At 69.6% G+C, this 17363-nt stretch carries 20 protein-coding genes; 8 read left to right on the top strand and 12 right to left on the bottom strand.

The features are described from left to right. Window positions 1-74: 74 nt before the first annotated feature. The 3 genes from NE857_RS12640 to NE857_RS12630 form a co-directional block, all read right to left on the bottom strand. Window positions 75-251, bottom strand: a complete 177-nt coding sequence (locus NE857_RS12640) for a DUF397 domain-containing protein (RefSeq protein ID WP_254421161.1) — start codon at window positions 249-251, stop codon at window positions 75-77. 132 nt (window positions 252-383) lie between these two features. Beyond that, window positions 384-563: a DUF397 domain-containing protein gene (locus NE857_RS12635; protein ID WP_254421160.1), complete on the bottom strand. Its 180-nt coding sequence runs from the start codon at window positions 561-563 to the stop codon at window positions 384-386. Next, on the bottom strand, window positions 560-1360 hold the full coding sequence (locus NE857_RS12630; RefSeq protein WP_254421159.1) for a Scr1 family TA system antitoxin-like transcriptional regulator: 801 nt from the start codon (window positions 1358-1360) through the stop codon (window positions 560-562). Before NE857_RS12630 ends, NE857_RS12635 begins: the two co-directional genes overlap by 4 nt. Before the next feature lie 307 nt (window positions 1361-1667). On the opposite strand from NE857_RS12630, the gene NE857_RS12625 reads away from it, so the two are divergent. The 3 genes from NE857_RS12625 to NE857_RS12620 all read left to right on the top strand — a co-directional run bounded on the left by NE857_RS12625 (window position 1668) and on the right by NE857_RS12620 (window position 2823). Further along, window positions 1668-2138: an ATP-binding protein gene (locus NE857_RS12625; RefSeq protein ID WP_254421158.1), complete on the top strand. Its 471-nt coding sequence runs from the start codon at window positions 1668-1670 to the stop codon at window positions 2136-2138. 34 nt (window positions 2139-2172) lie between these two features. Further along, window positions 2173-2298, top strand: a complete 126-nt coding sequence (locus NE857_RS34210; protein WP_301184328.1) for a hypothetical protein — start codon at window positions 2173-2175, stop codon at window positions 2296-2298. A 222-nt stretch (window positions 2299-2520) separates the two neighbouring features. Continuing rightward, the gene (locus NE857_RS12620) at window positions 2521-2823 is read left to right on the top strand and encodes a hypothetical protein (RefSeq protein ID WP_254421157.1); all 303 of its coding nucleotides are present in this window, start codon (window positions 2521-2523) and stop codon (window positions 2821-2823) included. 312 nt (window positions 2824-3135) lie between these two features. Here the strand turns inward: NE857_RS12620 and NE857_RS12615 are convergent, their stop codons facing one another. Beyond that, on the bottom strand, window positions 3136-4311 hold the full coding sequence (locus tag NE857_RS12615; protein ID WP_254421156.1) for a UDP-N-acetylglucosamine--N-acetylmuramyl-(pentapeptide) pyrophosphoryl-undecaprenol N-acetylglucosamine transferase: 1176 nt from the start codon (window positions 4309-4311) through the stop codon (window positions 3136-3138). 186 nt (window positions 4312-4497) lie between these two features. Further along, window positions 4498-4731: a hypothetical protein gene (locus tag NE857_RS12610; protein WP_254421155.1), complete on the bottom strand. Its 234-nt coding sequence runs from the start codon at window positions 4729-4731 to the stop codon at window positions 4498-4500. Between the two features lie 41 nt (window positions 4732-4772). Here NE857_RS12610 and NE857_RS34670 point away from each other — a divergent pair, with 41 nt between their 5' ends. Then, window positions 4773-5471, top strand: coding sequence for a nuclear transport factor 2 family protein (locus NE857_RS34670; protein WP_425572146.1), 699 nt, complete (start codon window positions 4773-4775; stop codon window positions 5469-5471). Here the strand turns inward: NE857_RS34670 and NE857_RS12595 are convergent. Next, window positions 5444-6103 carry a TetR/AcrR family transcriptional regulator gene (locus NE857_RS12595; RefSeq protein WP_254421154.1) on the bottom strand — a complete coding sequence of 220 codons (660 nt, stop codon included), beginning with the start codon at window positions 6101-6103 and terminating at the stop codon, window positions 5444-5446. The genes NE857_RS34670 and NE857_RS12595 overlap by 28 nt on opposite strands. A gap of 159 nt (window positions 6104-6262) precedes the next feature. On the opposite strand from NE857_RS12595, the gene NE857_RS12590 reads away from it, so the two are divergent. After that, the gene (locus NE857_RS12590; protein ID WP_254421153.1) at window positions 6263-6631 is read left to right on the top strand and encodes a VOC family protein; all 369 of its coding nucleotides are present in this window, start codon (window positions 6263-6265) and stop codon (window positions 6629-6631) included. Then, window positions 6628-7530 (top strand): alpha/beta fold hydrolase, encoded by a 903-nt coding sequence (locus NE857_RS12585; RefSeq protein WP_254421152.1) that lies wholly within the window; start codon window positions 6628-6630, stop codon window positions 7528-7530. Before NE857_RS12590 ends, NE857_RS12585 begins: the two co-directional genes overlap by 4 nt. A 31-nt stretch (window positions 7531-7561) precedes the next feature. Here NE857_RS12585 and NE857_RS12580 read toward each other — a convergent pair whose 3' ends face one another. After that, window positions 7562-8803 carry an FAD-dependent oxidoreductase gene (locus NE857_RS12580; protein WP_254421151.1) on the bottom strand — a complete coding sequence of 414 codons (1242 nt, stop codon included), beginning with the start codon at window positions 8801-8803 and terminating at the stop codon, window positions 7562-7564. A gap of 94 nt (window positions 8804-8897) precedes the next feature. On the opposite strand from NE857_RS12580, the gene NE857_RS12575 reads away from it, so the two are divergent. Then, window positions 8898-9545, top strand: coding sequence for a PadR family transcriptional regulator (locus NE857_RS12575; RefSeq protein ID WP_254421150.1), 648 nt, complete (start codon window positions 8898-8900; stop codon window positions 9543-9545). A 13-nt stretch (window positions 9546-9558) separates the two neighbouring features. Here NE857_RS12575 and NE857_RS12570 read toward each other — a convergent pair whose 3' ends face one another. The 4 genes from NE857_RS12570 to NE857_RS12555 all read right to left on the bottom strand — a co-directional run bounded on the left by NE857_RS12570 (window position 9559) and on the right by NE857_RS12555 (window position 14714). After that, a complete protein-coding gene (locus NE857_RS12570) occupies window positions 9559-11220 on the bottom strand; it encodes an FAD-binding oxidoreductase (RefSeq protein ID WP_254421149.1) in 1662 nt (553 codons plus the stop codon). Between the two features lie 151 nt (window positions 11221-11371). Continuing rightward, window positions 11372-12379 carry a sigma-70 family RNA polymerase sigma factor gene (locus NE857_RS12565; protein ID WP_301184327.1) on the bottom strand — a complete coding sequence of 336 codons (1008 nt, stop codon included), beginning with the start codon at window positions 12377-12379 and terminating at the stop codon, window positions 11372-11374. Window positions 12380-12603: 224 nt separating this feature from the next. Continuing rightward, window positions 12604-13002, bottom strand: coding sequence for a VOC family protein (locus NE857_RS12560; protein WP_254421147.1), 399 nt, complete (start codon window positions 13000-13002; stop codon window positions 12604-12606). After that, entirely contained in the window at window positions 12999-14714 is a 1716-nt protein-coding gene (locus NE857_RS12555) for an MFS transporter (RefSeq protein ID WP_254421146.1), read from the bottom strand. Before NE857_RS12555 ends, NE857_RS12560 begins: the two co-directional genes overlap by 4 nt. A 252-nt stretch (window positions 14715-14966) precedes the next feature. Between NE857_RS12555 and mgrA the strand changes: the two genes are divergently transcribed. Beyond that, window positions 14967-15962: an L-glyceraldehyde 3-phosphate reductase gene (gene mgrA / locus NE857_RS12550; protein WP_254421145.1), complete on the top strand. Its 996-nt coding sequence runs from the start codon at window positions 14967-14969 to the stop codon at window positions 15960-15962. Between the two features lie 110 nt (window positions 15963-16072). On the opposite strand, the gene NE857_RS12545 is transcribed toward mgrA, so the two are convergent. Next, the gene (locus tag NE857_RS12545; RefSeq protein WP_254421144.1) at window positions 16073-17320 is read right to left on the bottom strand and encodes an MFS transporter; all 1248 of its coding nucleotides are present in this window, start codon (window positions 17318-17320) and stop codon (window positions 16073-16075) included. Between the last annotated feature and the right edge of the window lie 43 nt (window positions 17321-17363).

Below are 17363 nucleotides of genomic sequence, written 5' to 3'. Positions count from 1 at the left end.
CGCTCCGAAGCGGACCGGGCAACATCCCCGCGTGCGCGGGGTTCACAGTTAACTACTTGCAACAACGCAAGCCGTTATCCGCGCGTGACCGCCTTGATCAGCGCGTTCCACTCGGTGGCAGGTACATCCAAATGCCCCAGGTTCCTGTTCTGGGTGTCTCGGATGCCAGTCGCAAGACCTTCCGCGACCTCAACACAGCTACCGCTACCACTGCTGTAGCTGGACTTGTACCAAACCCGCACTTCACCCATATAAACCCTTTCATCCAAAACCCGAACCAGGGCCGTTACTCCTAGGAGCTCGTTCGGATACCCATGTTCCCTGGCCAGGAACAAAGGAACGTCCCCCGCCAACAGCACTGGCGGGGGACGTTCCTTTTCCGGCTACTCGGTGGAGGCCACCGCACCAAGCAGAGCCGTCCACTCGGCACCGGACACCGAGAGGTGCCCCGCCTCACGATTCTGGGTGTCACGGATACCGGTGACCTGACCCTCCGAGACCTCCACACAGTTTGCGCCGTTGGCGCTGTAGCTTGACTTATGCCATGCGGCGGTTGTGCTCATGCCAGCTTCCTAAGTACGTCCAGCGAAAGTGCCACCGGGAGCGACGCAGCCAAAGCCCATGTCACCTCACCGGCAAGCCGGTCGTGGTGAGATTCTTTGTGTACCACGTTACCGTCCGCATGATCGCTGACGGCAGCGATGTCTCCAGTGACCAGCCGGAAGAGCATCAAGGGGCTGGCGGGCACCAGCAAGGCCGACCCCTCGGGGACAAGGTGGATCGCGACTCGTCCAGATTCGGCCCATTTTATGAGATAGGCAGCTTGTTCGCGGCGAAGAGACTCAGACAAGCAGGTGATCGCCGCCGCTGGAAAGATCGCCGTCACACTCAGGTCGGGCAGCGCACCAAGGCGCTCCGTGCGCAGGTCAACCAAACGCCTGATTTCCTCAGCCGAAGCCCCAGGCATCCCTGCGCGAAAGATCGCCTCCGCCAGAGCCGGGCACTGGAGGTAGCCAGGCACCATCGCTGGCGTGACGATCGTAACGTGGCGCGCGCTCCGCTCGATCGATTCGAGATCTTGAGCCCACTCAGGAAGGCCAGTTCCCTCCAAGGTGCGCCGAAGAGCCGCCAGGAGCAGTTTGGTGGCATTCGGAACACCTTCCATCTCAAGAGCACGCCCCAAAATTTCCACATTGTCTCTTTTGGGCGTGCCCCTGCCGAGTTCCCAACGATTGACACTGGCGTGTGACGTACCACTTCGACTGGCGAGCTGTCGCTGCGTAATCCGCGTTGAACTACGCAACCTCACGAGGCACTCCTGGAACGGGGTTACCACTTTTTGCTGGGGAGGGCGGCTCATGTGAGACACAATACCAATTCAATCTCACCTTGGCACAAGTAATCTCGACATCCACTCGGACTCTTTGAGACACCCAGCTCGGCGGGCATTCTATCTCACAGCGACCGCACCAAATCGAAGTGTGAAGAGCACTCGAAGGGCAGCTTGGCCGAACAGCGACTTCTTGTTCATGCGCAGGCAAGCGAGCGCGTTCGGAGGCCCGGTTCTTGCACGGTGCGCTCCACACCCGACAAAAAGCTCCGGGGCCGAAGTCGAGAGCGGCCACCGGAGCTAGGAACCCACCCCGAACAGACCGAGGTGAAGACGCATGAATGCTACCCAGCAACGCCCACCAGCGCCACAGGACCGCTACCCGCGCAGGCTCAGGCTCGAACACCCCACACAGCACGGCATCCTGCTCAACCACACCCGCGACTACCGCGCCCTGACCAACTGGTGCCGCAGCGCCCTGCCCTCCCACGGAGCGCGCCTGGCCAAGGTCGCCCGCCTGCTAGTCGAGAACTCCCACCAGCACAGTCGCTCCGGCCTGCCCAGCGGCACCGTCCGCGTCGTCCTGGACCAGAGCCGTCACCTGCTCCCCCACCTGTTCGTCACCGACCAGGGACCGCTGGACGCCAGCACCATCGACTACCCGCACCTGAACCCGCGCAACCCCCGCTCCGGGCTGGCCATCGTCGACAAGCTCTCCGTCTACTGGGACTTCTCCTGGACCTGGGACGGCCACCGCATCAAACACACCACCCTCCAGGTCGTCTTCGACCTCACCACAAACCGCTAACCGAGACCCCGACAGAGCCACTGGAAAGACAGTTGTGAGCACCGAAGACCACCTGTTCCCGCCCCACACCCGCCAGGAGAGGGCCAACGCCAAGTTCGACACCCTCTCGGAAATCCTGCGCGAAGCCCACAACCCGAAATCGACCCTCGCAGGTCAATGATCGCCACCGACGAAGCCTTCTCCCACCTGCACGCCTGGATCTCCCAAGGCAGAGTCCTCCCCCAGCCCTGGCAGAAGCACGACTGCCCCCACACCTGAGGTACCTGACCCCATCCAAGGACGACAAAGGGGCCTGGGAAAGCGCAGCCACGCCTCCCAGGCCCCACAAAATCCCGAATCTCAACATCCACAGAACAAGAAAGCAGGATCAATGACTCACCCTATGCCCATCCCCCGTCTCCAGCGCAGGCCTTTCCACCACCCACCCGGCCCGGCCTGCGACTCCTGCACCCACCACACCTGCCGCACCCTGCGCGCCCTGAAGTTGCCCATCATCGGCGGCCACCGCACCGAGTTCGAAAAGGAGCACCGGCAGGCCGCCGCCCTCCAGGCCCTCAACCCCCACCTCCTTGTCTGGTGGGGTGAACACTCACAGTCCTACTGGGTCGCCACCTCCGAGGGCCTGACCGAGGCCACCAACCCCGGCCACCTGCTCTCCCTTCTAGACCCCTGCCCAACCCACTAAAACCCAGGCCCGAGCAACGGTCAGAGCGGGGACTTTCCCCGCTCTGACCACCCCCTTCCCCGCGTGCGCGGGGAGCAGTCACCCCTGGCCGCTCACCCCCGCACAAAGGGGGGTCCATCCCCGCGTGCGCGGGGAGCAGCCTTTTTGACCTGGTGTCTTACCAGTGGCAAGGGGTTGTTTTTCCAACTTCCTGAAAGTTGGACACTGGTGATTTCCTTCGCAAAAAGTCCAAATGTGCGATCTTGCGTGCGGGGCGATTCTATTTGCAGGGGGCAAGCGGGGCCATCCCTCTCGGGGATGGCCCCACTGGGGTCAGCCTGCGGCCGTGAGGAGGACGTCCACCAGGCGTTCGGCGGCGTCAGGGCGGCCGTGTGACCTGGCCTGGGTCGCGATGGCCTCGCGGGTCGCCGGGTCGGCCAGCAAGGGCTCGACGGCGGCCTGCAGGTTGGCCGGGGTGACCTCGCCCAAGAGGGCGACCGCGGCGCCTGATTCCTGGAGGTGGCGGGCGTTGTGCGCCTGCTCGTTGCCCGCGGAGGAGGCCAGAGGGATGAAGACCGCCGCCTTGCCGAGGGCGGTGAGTTCGGCGATCGTTCCGGCGCCGCTGCGGGAGATCACCACGTCGGCCAGGGCCAGAACGTCCGGGAGTTCGGGGCCGACGAAGGCGGTGAGGTGGTAGCGCTCGGCGAGGCCGGGCGGCAGGCTCTGGGCGCTCTCGCGCAGGCTTTCGATGTTGTTGGCGCCGCACTGGTGGACCACGTTGGCGCGGGCCAGCAGCCACGGGAGGATGTCGCGGACGTTGGTGTTGATCTGCGCCGAACCCTGCGCGCCGCCGGTCACGTAGACGGTGGGCAGCTCCGGGTTGTGGCCATCGAAGCCGAGGCCCTTGGCAGCCAGCTCGGCCTGGCCGGTGAAGACCTCGGGGCGGACCGGGTTGCCGGTGACGACGGCGGTTCCCTGGGAGCCCTCGGGCAGAAGCGCGAGGGAGGACTCAGCGGACACGGCGATCTGGGCGCCTGCTCGGGCCAGGACCTTGTTGGCCAGGCCGAGGCGGACGGTCTGCTCGTGGACCACGAGGGGGCGTCGGCACATGCGGGCGGCGAGGCCGACGGGAACGGCGACGTAGCCACCGGTGGCCAGGACGACGTCCGGGGCGAAGTCTGAGACCAGGGAGCGGGCCTGGGCCACGCCCCGGGGGACGTTGGTCATGTCCTTGACGTTGGCCGGGGAGACCAGCTTGATCGGGTTCTTCGACCGGCGGATCTTGCCGGTCGCGACAGATTCGAAGGCGATGCCGTTGCTGGTGGCCACGCGCTGCTCAAGGCTGTCCGCCGCGCCCACCCACAGCACCTCCAGGGTGTTGCCGGTCGACTCCAACCGGGACCGCAGTGCGTTGACGGCGGTCAGCGCGGGGTAGGTGTGGCCGCCCGTTCCCCCTCCGGTCACGATGAGGCGCAGGTCCCGGGGCGAGCGGTCGTTGGTGCTGTTCACACGTTTCCCATCTGGCTGCCCGCGGGTGCTTTCCGCGGGTGGGAGTAATGGTCAGGGCGAGGGCCGTGGACTGGTGGGGGGATCACGGCCCATGAGCACGGTAGCCGCGTTCGGGAGCCGTTTGTGCCAGTGGAGGGGGCGAATCAGGACAAAACCGGGCCGAGTCCTGGTCACACGCCGGCCCTTCTACCGGAGCGACTGGTGGCCGAGGGCTCGCAGGAGTGTGGTGTGTCGGGCGCGGGTGGTCTCGGCCTCGGACATGCTTCCCGGGTCGGGGAGGGTGTGGCCGATCGCGAGGACGACCGAGACCAGCCAGGCAGTGGGAGGCATGTCGTCGAACTCTTCGCTGTGCTGTCCGCGCGCGATCACCCTTGTGAGCCGTTCGCTGACCGGCCGGTGCTGGGTGCTGTCATCAGCCACACCCAGCCCTGCCGGGCCACCTACCAACTTACGGAGGCATCATGGAACCGTTCAGCGGCGCCGACCCCGGCCAGTTCCTCATCGATTTCTGCGGCGGCTTCAAGCGCGCGGTCACCGAGACGGAGGAGGACCTCGGCGCGATCGTGGACCGGTTCCACACCCCGGACATGGCGCAGACCGCCGACGGCCACCGGATGAACCGGGCCAGGCTCATCGCGCACCTGCGCCCTCTCCGTAAGAGGAAGCCGAGGTCCCGGCTGCGGGTGCACGAAGCGACCACCGAGGGCGACCTGCTCGCCGCCCGCTACACCATGCACGTGGAGTCGGGCCGACGCTCGTTCTCGATCGACGTGCACTACTTCGGCAGGTTCACCCCTGACGGGCGTCTGCGCGAGGCACATTTGCTGACTCGGCTGGAGAAGCCCGCCGAGGACGCCGAGATTTCCGGCACCCCGGCGTCACCGATGACCCCGGCGACCCCAGCAACGGCGCCACCGGCTCCGACGGCGTGGAGGTGTCGGCGTGATCGAACGGACCTACACCGTGGTCGGCATGGACTGCGGGCACTGCGAGGGTTTCGTGACCGAGGAGCTGCGGCGCGTCGGGGGGGGGGCACCGCGGTCGCCGTGGACGTGGAGCGGGACCGGGTGACCGTGACCAGTGAGCGGGAGCCTGAGGTCACCGAGATCCGCGCGGCGATCGAGGCGGCTGGTTACGAGCTCGCCGCTCCGCGTTCCTGACCGGGGAGCCCGCCGTAGGCGGACAGGAAGACCCGTACGCTCTCGACCGTGTGCGCGCGGAGTTCCTCGGGGCCGGGAATGCCCTGGTCGCCGAGAAGCATCGCCCGGTTGACGGGTTCGGACATGACCAGCCAGTTGAACCTGGACGCCGCGGCCCGGGTGTCCGCCACGGACAGGCGCCCCTGCGCGACCAGGCGGTCGAAGATCCCCGCCAGGTTGTCGATCGCCCGCTGGGGGCCGTTCCGGTAGAGGGTCTCGGCGAGCTCGGGGAACCGGGCCACCTCGCCGATGACCATGCGGCGCAGCTGCATCAGGCGCGGGGTCAGCACCACGGTGAGCTGACGGTAGGCGTAGTCGCAGAGGTAGTCGGCGAGGTCCCCGTCGGGGGCGAGGTCGGGGTCCTCGACGTGCACGAGGTCGCCCGCCCCGCTCGTCATGTGGCCGACGATCTCGACGAACAGGTTCTCCTTGCTGCCGAAGTGCTTGTACACGGTCTGTTTGGACACCTCGGAGCGCGCGACGATCTCGTCCATGTTGGTGCCCAGGTAGCCACCGCGCAGGAAGACCTCCTCCGCCGCCTCCAGGATCGCGCGCCGTTTGCGCGCCGAGCGGCCCTCGACCGGCTGGTTCACGACTCGTCCACCCTCACTGCCCTGTCCTGCCCCACTGCTGCTTGACCTTTGAGTACTGTACCGTCTAGTTTGACTCCCATAGAGTACTGGACAGTCCAGTTTGATTCCGGACAGAACTCGCGCGAGCACGAGCCCGCGCGAGTTCAGGAGACGATGGTCATGCACCTCCAATTCGCCGAACTCCCCGTCTCCGACCAGGACCGGGCGAAATCCTTCTACACCGAGAAGCTCGGCTGCCAGGTGGTCGCCGACGCACCCATGGGCGAAAAGTGGCGGTGGATCGAGCTCGGCTTCGAGGGCTCCGACACAGCCCTGCACTTCGTCCCCCGCGAGGACGAGACTCCCTCCCCCGACCCCGTCCTGGTGCTGGTCGAGGACGACGTCCGGAGCACGGTCGAGGCCCTGCGGGCCAGGGGCGTGGAGATCATCACCGAGCCCGGGGAGGCCCCGTATCGGCCGGGGGTCACCGTGGCCGAGTTCCGGGACAGCGAGGGCAACCGCATGGTGCTCAGTGAGAAGCTGAGGTGACTACCGTGACCTCACCCGGCGCTGGTGGCCACTCCCCCGACGAACGCTCGCTCCGGGTCCCCGGGGCCCGTCTCCACCACGAGGTCCGGGGTTCGGGACCGCTGCTGCTCCTGGTCCCGGGCGGCCCGCAGGACGCCGGTGTCCTCGCCGACCTAGCCCGGCGCCTGGCCGACCGGTACACCACCGTCGCCTACGACCCCCGGGGCAACTCGCGCAGTCTCCTGGACGGCACCGCCGAGGGCCGGGCGGACGAGGACCAGCGGCTCGACGTGCACGCCGACGACGCCGCGCACCTGATCCGATCACTCGGCGGCGGCCCCGCTGACGTCTTCGGCACCAGCGGCGGGGCCCAGATCGCGCTCGCACTGGCGACCCGCGACCCCGATCTGGTGCGCGCGGTCGTGGCCCACGAGCCCCCGTGCGTGATGCTGCTCGACGACCCCTCGGAGGCCCTCGCACACGATCGGGAGATCCACGAGACCTACCTGAAGGAGGGTGTGGAGGCCGGGATCGCCCTGTTCCTGGGGCTCAACGGCCTGGACGGTACCGAACCGGACGCCCCTGAACAGGGGGAGGGGGGCGGTGCTCCCCCGCCGATGAGCGAGGAGGACGCAGCGACCTTCGAGCGGGTCAGCGGGAACTTCGAGTACTTCCTCGCGCACGGAATGCTTCCGCTGTCGCTGTACCGGCCGGACACGGACGCCCTGCACCGGAACGGAACACGCGTGGTGGTGGGTCTGGGCGAGGGTTCGCTGGGGCAGGACATCCACGCCATGGGCTCCGCCCTGGCCGGAAGGCTCGGGATCGAGCCGATCACCTTCCCCGGTGACCACCTTGGCTACGAGGCCGAACCCGAGGCCTTCGCCGACGTCCTGCGCTGTGTCCTCGCCGACGGCTGACCCATCGCGCGCCCCTTGTTTCGGGGACGCGTTACCTCGGGTACGCGACGGACTGGTGAGGAGCGGTGACCGGCTCGTCGAAGTCGACGCGGTAGTCGTTGATCCAGGAGTGGCTGCCGAACCTGGCGACCATCCGGAACACCACCCGCAGCATCAGATCTCTCAGGAACAGTGCCGCCGGGCTGGCCGGAGCCGCCTTCTGGTCGCCACGCCTTCGACCTTCGGCGGCGATCCGCTCGACCCGGTCGCGGCGGCGCTGTTCGTAGGCGGTGAAGGCCTCCTCCGGGGTGGGCAGGTCCCGTAGGCAGGCGGCCAGGACCAGGGCGTCCTCCACCGAGAGGGAGGCGCCCTGTCCGCTGGAGCTGGACACGGCGTGGGCCGCGTCGCCCAGCAGTGCCAACCGGCCCCGGCTCCAGTTCGGCAGGGACGCCAGGTCGTAGACGCCCAGGGGACGGAAACGCGCGGGGGCGGTGGCTTTCAGGAGCGCGGTGACGTCCGGGTGGTCGTCGGCGAACAGCTCCAGGACGTACTCCTTCCACGCGTCGTCGCCGAGCGCGGTGATCTGCTCGCGGGGCAGCTCGGTGTGCGCGAAGTTGGCGAACCAGTAGACCTCGCCGGAGGGCGCGGTCTGGTAACCGAAGAACGCCCGTTTGCCGAAGACCATCCGCGCGGTCGATCCCCGGGTGGGTGCGACGGTCGCGTCCTCGGCGCGCACGTATCCGCCGATGTTCAGCAGACCGGTGTAGTCGGGGCGCGGGGCGTCGGGGGCCGTGAGGCGCCGCACCTGCGAGTGGATGCCGTCCGCGCCGATGAGCACGTCCGCCTCGGCCGTGGTGCCGTCAGCGAATTCGGCGACCACTCCGGTGTCGGTCTCGGTGTAGCCGACGAAGCGCTTGCCGTACTCGATACGTACGCCCTGCTCCTGGGCGGTCTCAGCCAGGGTGCTCTGGAGCGCGTCCCGGTTGATGGTGACGGTACGCAGCTCGGGCGGCCCCTGGTCGGAGCCGTCGGGCAGCAGCCCCAGCCGGCGGCCCTTCCCGTTCACGAACTCGATGCCGGTCGTGGGGAAGGAGGCCGCGGCCCGCACCGCGTCGAGCATGCCCAGCGTGCGCAGGGCGGCCAGGCCGTTGGGGGCCAGGGTCAGGAACGCCCCGATGCCGCCACCGGGTCCGGAGTGGGCTTCGTAGACGATCGCCTCGGTCCCGGCCCGTTGCAGTGCCGCCGCGGCGACGGGCCCGCCGATGCCGCCTCCGATGATCAGTGCCTTGGTCATGATCTCTCCTCTCACCCAAAGTCCTTAGTCATAAAATGACTATACATAGAATGACGAAGGCTTGGAAGGCATGAACGGACCCGGAGGCGATCGGGTGGCAGCTCGGACACAACGGCGCTCACCGCTGGCGGTACAACTCCTGCTCCTGCTGGCGGAGGAACCGATGCACGCCTACCGGATGCAGCAGCTGATCAGGGCCCGGCACAAGGACCGGATCGTCAACATCGCGCAGCGCAACAGCGTGTACCAGACCTTGGACCGGCTCCTGCGCGCCGAACTCATCGAGGTGGCGGACCGGGTACGCGCTCCCGGCCGCCCGGAACGGACGGTCTACCGGCTCACCGACACCGGGCGCGGCACCCTGGACGGGTGGTTGAGGGAGATGCTCTCCACGCCCGCTCGCGAGTTCCCCGAGTTCCCCGTGGCGCTGGCCGCACTGGCGCATCTGACCCCGGAACTGGCCGCCGAATACCTCGAGGAGCGGGCACACCGGCTCAGGGCCCGCCTGCGGCAGGCGGAATCCGACGCCGAGCAGGCCGAGGGCATGGGCCTGCCCCGGATGTTCGTGCTGGAGGACGAGTACCAGCAGGCACTCACCGAAACCGAGCTGCGCTGGGTGAAGGGTCTCGTGGACGAACTCCGCTCGGGGAGTCTGACCTGGGACCGGGAGTGGCTGGATGCCGTGTCCGCACGCCTGGGCCCTCCCGAGACCGATACGGACGACGGCACCGCCACGCCCTAGACCGACACCCCGACTACTCCCCCGGAGCGACAGCGTCCCCGGCGGGTTCGACGGACAGGGCGTGGCGGAAGACGTTCCGGGGGTCCCAGGCGGCCTTGACCCGCCGCAGCGCCGGGTAGTTGTCCTTGTAGTACAGGGTCGGCCACGGGATCCCGGAGGTGTTCCAGCGGGGGTCGGCGTAATCGGCGTCGGGGTGGTTGACGAACGTCCCGTCCGCACCGGTGCGGGGTGCGGGGACACCGCCGGTATCGGCGAACAGTTCCCGGAACAGCGACCGCGCCCACCCCAGGTGCTGTTCGTCCTCCTCGGGCTCCGGCCACGCGATGACGGCCCACGTCCGCAGCGGTGAGTCGCGCTGGGCGGAGGCGGTGGCGTCCTCGGCCACCGCGTTCACCCGGCCGCCGTAGGTGTCCAGGGCGACCGTGCTGAAGGGAGCGCCGGTCGAGGCGTCGGTGAGGTGTCGGTGGAGCACGGCGATCTGGCGGTCGTCGAATCCCCTGCGCAGGAACGCGTCCTTGATCTTGGTCCGGCCCATCTCGCCGTCGAAGGAGGTGAGTGCGAACCCCAGCCAGGACTGGCGCCGGGTCTCGAAGACAGGTGCGGCGCCGATTCCCGCGCCGACCGCGGCCACGAACTCGCGCACCAGCGCCTCGCCGCCGTTCTCCGGGCTCAGGTGCTGGCCGACGATCTGCACCTGCCCGAGGGAGCGCGCGTTCAGGTAGAAGGTGGCGAAGATCCCGGCGTGCGGGGTGTCGGCGTCGCTGTGGCGCTCGCACCAGTCGCCGAAGTTGCGGACGAGCCGTGCGAAGGACGCCTCGTCGAGTTCGGACCAGTCCCAGGTCGCGGTGAAGGAGTCGACCGCCCGCGGCGCCGCGGGAAGCAGCCGCGCGGGGTCGGTGCCGGTGGCCTCGGGAGACCGCAGCCAGTAGCGGGTGACGACGCCGAAGTTTCCGCCTCCGCCGCCGGTGTGCGCCCACCACAGGTCGCGGTGGGGGTCGTCGGCCGCGCGGGTGGCCACGACCGCCCGTGCCCGCCCCGAGGCGTCCACGACGACGACCTCGACCGCGTGCAGGTGGTCGGCGGCGAGTCCGTGCAGGCGGGACAGGAACCCGTAGCCGCCGCCGAGGATGTGTCCGCCCGCGCCGACCTCGGGGCTCTCACCGGCCGGGACGACCACGCCCCAGCCGATGTACAGGGACCGGTACACGTCGCCGAGCCGGGCGCCCGCCTCAACCGCGAAGGCGCCCATCGCCGGGTCGTAGGAGACGTCGTTCATCAGCGCGGTGTCGATGACCACCCGGACCAGCGGGTCGTCGACGAAACCCTCGAAGCAGTGGCCGCCGCTGCGCACCGTGAGCCGGAGGCCGTCGTCCACGGCCCGCTGCACCGCGGCCACCACGTCGTCGGTGGAGCGCACCGGGTGGATCCGGTCCGGTCGTCCGGTGGCGCGCCCGTAGGCGCGGCCGCGGGAGGCGAGATAGTCGTAGCGCGGGTCCGAGGGGAGAACCGTCTCGGGACCCGCGGACCCCGGGTCCACCGCGTTCTGGCCCACCGGGTCCGGGCCGACTGGCTCCGGCCGCACCGTGGCGGATTCGACCACGTCAGATCCGGGCTGCTGCCCCTCCTGCCCGGTGGTGTCGTGGGCGAACGTCCGCGCCCCGGTCTGGTCGCTCATGTCCCGCTCCCGTGGTTGGATCCCTCAACCTAAGTTCGGGGCTCCCGGACCTGTCAACAGCGCGGACGTACAGCGGCGGATCGGGAATAATCCCGCCGCCCACAGCGCTTTCGGGGCCCGCTCGCCGGCGCCGGACCACCGCGGCGCTCGTCTACCGCAGGACCGGGTCCAGGCCGAAAAGGCGGAACAGCGTGGTGTCGAAGAAGACCGTGCAGTGGCTGACGCCCCCGGGCGCCAGTTCCAGGACGTGGATGCCGAAGGCCCGATGCGTGCCGTCCTCCGCGCGCAGGTACATGCCGAAGGCGGGCTGGCCGTTGGCGGCGGTCGGGACCAGGACCAGGTCACCGGGGCCCCGGGCCGGGCAGTGGCTGGCGATCAACCGCCCGATGTGCTCGGCGCCGCGCACCCAGGTGGCGAACGGGGGCATCTCGAAGGCCGCCTCCTCGGTGAAGAGCTCGGTGAGCGCACCGATGTCGTAGGCCTCGAAGGCGGCGACGTAGCGGGCGAGGACCTCGCGCTGGTCGGAGCGGGGTTCGGGGACACTGTCCTCGTCCGGGGTGACCCGGTCGAGCTGGGCGCGGGCGCGCTGCCGGAGGCTGTTGACGGCCGGGACCGTGGTGTCCAGGGTCTGGGCGACCTCGGCGGCGCTGAAGCGGAGCACGTCGCGCAGGATGAGCACGGCGCGCTGGCGGGGTTGGAGGTACTGGAGGGCGGCGACCAGGGCGAGCCGGACGCTTTCGCGGGCGGTCACCACAGCTCCGGGATCATTGGTGTGGTCGTTACCGGCGCCGAGGCCGCCGAGGGTGTCCGGCAGCGGTTCGAGCCAGGGCAGTTCGGGGCGTTCGGCGAGCTCGCCCTCAGGGGTGGGCGTGGGGCCGCCGAGCCCGGTGGGCAGGGGGCGGCGGCCGCGTTTGTCCAGGGCGGTGAGGCAGGCCGTGGTGGCGATCCGGTGGAGCCAGGTGCGCAGGCTGGATCGGCCCTCGAAGCGGTCGTAGCCCTTCCAGGCGCGCAGGTAGGTCTCCTGGACCAGGTCCTCGGCGTCGTGCGCGGAGCCGAGCATGCGGTAGCAGTGCGCGTACAGCTCCCCCCGGTAGGGGGCCGCGAGCCGCTCGAAGTCCTGGTCGGTCGTCCCGATCACGTGTTTCACCACGGCCGTCACGTTACGCCTCCCCTACGACAGAACACACGGGTTCGCGTCCTTGCCCTGCGAACAGTTCTCCTCGGTCCGCGGCTCTCCTCGGTCCGTTTCTGCTCCCCGGGCCGGACCTCCCCCGGCACGGGCCCGGTGCCCTTCCGGCTCCGCGGAGCCCGCGGGTTCCGCGGGCCCGGCAGACCCGGCGGCGCGGGCCGTGCGGTCTGCCGGGTCTTCACTCCTGTTCGCCCCTACCCGCCCGTCTCACCGCGTTCCATGGCCGCGAGGTGCTCCTCGCTCATCTGGATGATCTGCACGTAGTTGCCGTCGGGGTCCTTGGCGGTGGCGAAGTAGCTGCCGTCGCGGTCCTCCAGCGGGGCGACCCACTCGGTGCCCCGCTCGTCCATGCGTGTGGCGACGGCGCGGGCGTCGGCGACGTCGAAGTTGAGGATCACGCGGGTGGGGTCGGCGGCCTTGGGGCCGACGTCGTCGCGCTGGTCGATGAGCAGGTGGAAGGTGCCGAAGCGCAGCACCCGGTAGTGGTCCACGGTGTCGCTGGCGGCGGGGTCCAGTACGGCGGCGTACCAGTCGCGCAGTCGGTCGGGGTCGGCGCTGGCGAGCAGCATGCTGTCCAGGTTGGGGCGCTTCATCGGGTCCTCCCGGTGGGGTCGGCGTCGAGTCCGGTCACCTGTACTGACTCGGCCGGGCGCACGAACTCATCGGCCCGGTCGGGTTCATCGGCCTGAGCCGGGCTCTCGCCGGCCGCCGCGGAACCTCCGGGTTCCCCGAACCCTCCGGCCGCTTCGTCCGGTCCTTCCGATGCTTTCGGGACGGCCTCCCCCGCTCCGCGCAGCATCCGCAGGGCCACCGCACCGAACACCACCATCGCGACGATCCCGAACCCCGCGGTCACGTTGAGCCCCGCGGTGAACGCCTCCCGGGCCGACTCCAGCAGCGCGGCGGCCTGCTGCGGAGGCAGTTCCCCGGCCGTACCGGCGGCCCCGACCAGGGTCTGCTGCGCGGCCTCCTCCCCGGCCCGACCGGTGGCCCCCTCGGGGACCTCGACCCGGGTCCGGTAGACCGCGGCCGCCAGGCTGCCGAGCAGAGCCACCCCGATCGCGATGCCGAACTCCCCGCTGGTCTCGGACATCGATGCCGCCGACCCCGCCTTCTCCCGGGGCGCCGAACCCACCACGATGTCGGCGATCAGGGCAGCGCCCGGCCCCAGACCCACCGAGGTGAGCAGCAGGCCCAGGACCACCATCCCGGTCCCACCCTCCGCCGGGACGAACACCAGCAGCACAAATCCGAGGGCGCTGACGAACATTCCGCCGCCGATCACGTTGGCACGGCCGATCCTCTGGGCCAGGGGCGGGCCGCACATGGTGCTGATGATCATCGCCAGCGCCGGAGGCACCAGCCACAGCCCGGCGACCAGCGGCGAGTTGCCCGCGACCAGCTGGAGGTACTGGCTGAGCAGGAGAAACGTGCCTCCCATGGCGACCGCTCCGGCCATCATGGTGGCCAGGGCCGCGCTGAAGGAGCGCACCCGGAACAAGCGCAGGTCCAGGAGGGGGTCGGGCAGGCGCAGCTGCCGGCGGACGAACCAGGCGCCCATGGCCGTACCGAACAGCACCGTTCCCAGGGCCGTGGCGCCCGAACCGCCCTCGGCGGCGGTCTTGAGGCCGTAGACGACCAGCAGGATCGCGGCCAGGGACAGCGCGACACTGAACAGGTCCAGGCGGCCCGCGGCGGGGTCGCGGTACTCGGGCAGGAGCAGGGGTGCGCAGACCAGCAGCAGGAGCATCACCGGGACCCCGAGGAGGAACACCGACCCCCACCAGAACCACTGGAGGAGCACACCGCCGACCACGGGGCCGATGGCGGTGCCGCCCATGAAACAGCTGGTCCACACCGAGATCGCGACCGCGCGCTGGGCGGGGTCGCGGAACATGTTGCTGATCAGCGCGAGGGTGGAGGGCATGAGCGTGGCCCCGGCCACCCCCATGAGGGTTCGGGTGGCGATGAGCATCTCGGCACTGGTGGAGAAGGCGGCGGCCACCGAGGCCAGCCCGAACGCGGTGGCGCCGATCATCAGGAGCCGGCGTCGGCCGATCCGGTCTCCGAGGGTGCCCATGGTGATGAGGAATCCGGCGATCATGAAGCCGTAGACATCCATGATCCACAGGGTCTGTGCCCCGGTGGGCCGAAGGTCGGCGGCCAGGTGCGGCAGCGCCAGGTAGAGCACGCTCATGTCCAGGGACAGCAGCAGTGTGGGCAGGGCGAGCACCCCGAGCCCGAGCCACTCGCGCCCGGTCGCCCGTGGCGTACCCGAGCGGGAGAGGGATGGTGTCGTGTTCATCCGGTCCGTTCCTTGTCGGCCGATCTGATTCGTTCATGTGTACGGACCACCCAGGAGAGCGGAGTTCATCGGCAGGCGGCGAAGTTCTTCGGATTTCTTCCGCGGAGGGGCCCGGGCTCGGCGGGAGCGTGCCCCCATCCCACCGGAGCCGCCTCCGGAGAGCCGGTACGCACACGTGGACACGTGCCAGAATGTCGCCGAGTGACCGTTTTCCCACCACCGTGTTCGCCCATCAGCCACGAGGGATCCGCCATGACCTACGTCGCCGCTCCGACGCGCTACGACTCCATGCCCTACCGCCGCTGCGGTCGCAGCGGTCTGCGCCTGCCCGCCCTGTCCCTGGGGCTGTGGCACAACTTCGGCGGGGAGCTCGGACTGGCCGTGCAGCGCGACATCCTGCTGCGCGCCTTCGACCTGGGCGTGGTCCACTTCGACCTGGCCAACAACTACGGTCCCCCGCCCGGGGCGGCCGAGGAGAACTTCGGTCGGGTGATCGCCTCGGACCTGCGGCGGTACCGGGACGAGTTCGTCGTCTCCACCAAGGCCGGGTACCTGATGTGGCCGGGCCCGTACGGCGAGTGGGGTTCGCGCAAGGGCCTGTTGGCCAGCCTGGACCAGAGCCTGGGACGGATGGGTCTGGACCACGTGGACGTGTTCTACTCGCACCGTCCCGACCCGGACACGCCCCTGGAGGAAACCATGGGCGCGCTGGACACGGCGGTGCGCCAGGGCAAGGCGCTGTACGCGGGCGTGTCCAACTACTCCCCGGAGCAGACCTTGGAGGCCGCCCGCGTCCTGCGCGAGATGGGCACCCCGCTGCTCATCCACCAGCCCTCGTACTCGATGTTCAACCGCTGGGTGGAGGACGGGCTGCTGGACGTACTGGACGAGGTGGGCGCCGGTTCCATCGCCTACTCACCGCTGGCCCAGGGGCTGCTGACCGACCGCTACCTGAACGGTGTCCCGGAGGGTTCGCGCGCGGCCGGTTCGAGCCCCTTCCTGAGCGCGGAGGGCATCACCGACACCGTGTTGGAGCGGGTGCGCGGGCTGAACGCGATCGCCGAGCGGCGCGGGCAGACCCTGGCTCAGATGGCGCTGGCCTGGGTGCTGCGCGGCGGCCGGGTGACTTCGGCGGTGGTGGGCGCCAGCAGCGTGGCGCAGCTGGAGAACAACGTGGCCGCCATCGACAACCTGGAGTTCTCCGCCGAGGAACTCGCCGAGATCGACCGCTGCGCCCAGGTGGACTGAGCGTCCCCTGCCCCTTCCCGAATCCTCATCCGGGCGGGCCGTGCGCACACGGCCCGCCCGGGCGCTGTTTCAGTCAGGTGTTTCAGGCTTGAGTACTCAGTCGGTGGCGCTCAGTCGGTGGCACTCCTACCTCCGCGGGGCAGCAGCAGCCCGGCCAGGGACATCACGACCGCGGCGACCAGCAGTGCCATCCGCGCGTCCGCCAGGGTGGCGACCACCCCGCCGATCAGGATGAACAACGGCTGCGAAACCGTCGTGGCGAAGGCCCAGAGGGTGGCCACCCGCGACATCAGGCCGTCGGGGGTCTCCAGCTGCCGGTAGCCGGACATCGCCGAGTTGGCCGCCGCGGCGAACACCAGGACCAGCCCGAAGCCCACCCCGCACATGAGCAGTCCGGCCTTGCCGGGAACCGCGAACGGGATGAGGAAGTACCAGGGGCCGCGCAGCAGGGAGGCCCACCAGAGGGTGCGCAGCGCGCCCAGGCGTCTGACCAGGCGGGGCACGAGGCGGGCCCCGAGCAGGCCGCCCAGTGACGGCACGCCCATGAGCAGCCCGTACTCGAAGGCGCTGAAGCCGAGGTCGCGCATGTAGTAGACGGCGGTGAGCGGGGCGGCCATCGATGAGGCCCCGGCGAACAGGATCCAGCTGATCAGGATCGGTCGGAGGGTGGGGTGGCCCCACACGAAGCCGAGCCCGGCGAAGAGCTCCGAGCGTTTGGAGGGGCCTTCGCCGGGCGCCGGCGGCGTGGGCGGTGCGGGTTCGGGTTCGCGGACGGAGCGGACCGCCAGGGCTCCGATGAGGAAACCGACGGTGTTGGCCACCAGCGCGCCGACCGCGGACAGCGCGGCGATCAGGGCGCCGGCCAGGGAGGGGCCCACGGAGATGCTGAGCCAGCGGGTGGATTCCAGACGGCTGTTGGCGTCGATCAGCCGGGCCGGGCTGACCAGGGACTTGAGGTGGGCCTGCGAGGCACCGGTGAACGCGATGGCGCAGACCGCGTTGACCGCGGCGACCGCGCACAGGTGGGTGTAGGTCAGCGCGCCGAGGACATGGGCGGCCGGAAGGCTGGCCAGAGTGGCGGCGCGCAGGAGGTCACTGCCGATCATGACCGGGCGTTTGCGCGTGTACTCGATCCGGCGGCCGACCGGGAAGGCGACCAGAACGGTGGTCAGGGCGGCGATCCCGGCCAGGAGCGAGACCTGCCAGGCCGCCACGTCCAGGACCGCGACGGCGATGACGGGCAGGGCCACCATGCCGATCGCCGAGCCGAACTGGCTGACCACCGAACCGGCCCACAGGCGTTGGAAGTCGCGGTGCCCGCTGACTCTGTCGCTACGGGGGGTACGGGGGGAGGGCATTCGGGTGATGCTACCGACCCGGCCCCTCCCCCGCGCGGGGTTC

This window comes from Nocardiopsis exhalans (genome assembly GCF_024134545.1).
GTDB classification, from domain to species: Bacteria; Actinomycetota; Actinomycetes; order Streptosporangiales; family Streptosporangiaceae; genus Nocardiopsis; species Nocardiopsis exhalans.
This window is presented reverse-complemented; position numbering and strand designations above follow the sequence as displayed.